The sequence below is a fragment of the Pseudomonas sp. 05T35 genome (assembly GCF_056396605.1).
Genome location: NZ_JBFTLU010000650.1, coordinates 1 through 1,800 on the forward strand (window position 1 = coordinate 1; position 1,800 = coordinate 1,800).

Annotated in this window: 3 protein-coding genes; 1 reads left to right on the forward strand and 2 read right to left on the reverse strand. The window is 53.0% G+C overall.

Going from position 1 to position 1,800, the window contains the following annotated elements; translation table 11 throughout:
• Positions 1-181: 181 nt before the first annotated feature.
• A complete protein-coding gene (locus AC1DH9_RS28410; RefSeq protein WP_427538634.1) occupies positions 182-784 on the reverse strand; it encodes a GNAT family N-acetyltransferase in 603 nt (200 codons plus the stop codon).
• A 178-nt stretch (positions 785-962) separates the two neighbouring features.
• Between AC1DH9_RS28410 and AC1DH9_RS28415 the strand changes: the two genes are divergently transcribed.
• Positions 963-1,463, forward strand: a complete 501-nt coding sequence (locus tag AC1DH9_RS28415) for a hypothetical protein (RefSeq protein WP_427538631.1) — start codon at positions 963-965, stop codon at positions 1,461-1,463.
• Between the two features lie 93 nt (positions 1,464-1,556).
• On the opposite strand, the gene AC1DH9_RS28420 is transcribed toward AC1DH9_RS28415, so the two are convergent.
• A partial coding sequence (locus tag AC1DH9_RS28420; RefSeq protein WP_477809260.1) for a hypothetical protein occupies positions 1,557-1,800 on the reverse strand: 244 nt, incomplete at its 5' end.

Genomic DNA, 1,800 nt, shown 5'->3' on the forward strand with positions numbered 1-1,800 from the left:
TTCATCGAATAGCAATGAAGTGTCAGCCAGCTTCCGTGGATGACTGTGTTTCTCATCTCAGCCCCGCAGGAAAATCTTGGTGCCGTCCAATCTGACGGCGCCAGCCACTCGGGCGCCCGCCTGCGTCTATGCAGCTACGCTACACAGGAGCAGCAAGCGGCAGAGCACATTGACATCCGGACTATAAAAACTGCCCTTGCGGCAAGGCGAGATTTATAACCCCGTGCGTAAATGTCGATGCATTCGCGATTGCCTTCTGCGAAAACAGCCGCAACATGACAACTTTGCCCAACGTATCGCTGCGTAAAGCCTCTTCATCCGGGTTGCCGATCAGGACGATATTGGGTGCAACAGACCAGCCGCCAGCCTGCGCATAGAAACGAGCGAGCGGCGGATCACACGTGAAGACGCCGATATCAAGATTACTGCGCTCCATACAACGAGTCGCCGCGGCGACGGTATTCAACCCAAGACCTCGCCCTTGACAATCTGGATCGGTCATGACGCAACTCAGCCCGGCGATTTCAAATGTGTCACCCGCATGTTCAATCGCTTTCATTACGACCGCGGCATAACTGACGACCCTGTCGTGCGCGCAGGTATAGAACGAGAATGCATCGAACACTGGATCGTGCAGCGGTATCGCCGTATTGATTTCATCTTCTCCCGTCTCCGGATAGACACGGTTTTGCAGCAAAGCAAACTCTCGTTTCAAAGCCGAAGAGGCCCGAATGTAGGCTATCGCGTCAACAGCCCAAGGCTCTGTTGGCTTACGGTGGATCATTGTTATCCCTTCTCCTGAAATGACATGCCTGATCTAAACCTCGCCCCTCATAGGTACGCAGGCATCCAGCGCATAGTGTTTCCAGACTCCTCACACCGTCGGTCTGAAGCCTGAGAACTATAAACGAATGCCGTGCGTCCTAATTCATGCAAACCCACTCACATCGATGGACGCCATCATGCATTTAAAGAAGACGAATTTCGTAGCTTTGATGACATGCGTAATGATGCTGGCTGCAGCGCCTTTACTCCCAATGTCCTCTGCCTATGCAAAAAGTGGTGGCGGCGGAAACAGTGCAGGTCACGGCAGCAGTAGCGGCGCCGGCGGCCAGGGAGTAGGTCATTCTGCTGATGCTGACAGCAATGGCCGTAGCGAAGGCCATACTGCTGACGCTGATAGCACTGGCCGTAGCGAAGGTCTGGATAGCGATCATGACGGTAAAGCAATCAGGGATCATGGAATCAGTGGCAAGCACACCGGGAGTATTCGCCATGACAGCAAAGGTCATGGTTCGGCGACTTCAGGGATCGCACACTCTAAAACCACACGCGGACTTACAAAGGCCACTGCGATCTCGACCACCACACCTGGCGATCACAATGAAAAGGGGCTGAGTAACGCTGCTACTTCGAGCACCAAACATTCGAGCACCAAACAAGATCAGGATAAAGATCAGTAGACCCGATCTTTACGTCTTCATGCTCCAGTATGATGCAGAGAGCCCGCCGGTTGCGGGCTTTCTCATTTTCCACCTCAGCCGACCTTGAACATCTCAACCAGCCTCTTGGCTCGCCTGCGTTTCACGACCTCTTTCAGCCTCTTGAACCAACGCGTTCAAGAGTTCTTCGGTATGGTTTATCGATTCACGTATCTCGTCAAACGCCTCATCCAGAGCTTTTTCGATCTCGAGTGCAGGAGATCCACGCAATGTCTCCTGTATTTCCAGCTCGTCTTGCTTGAATTGCGAAAGGTTGGCGCGCAAGCCCTCTAATCGAAGAGATATCTGTGAGATATGG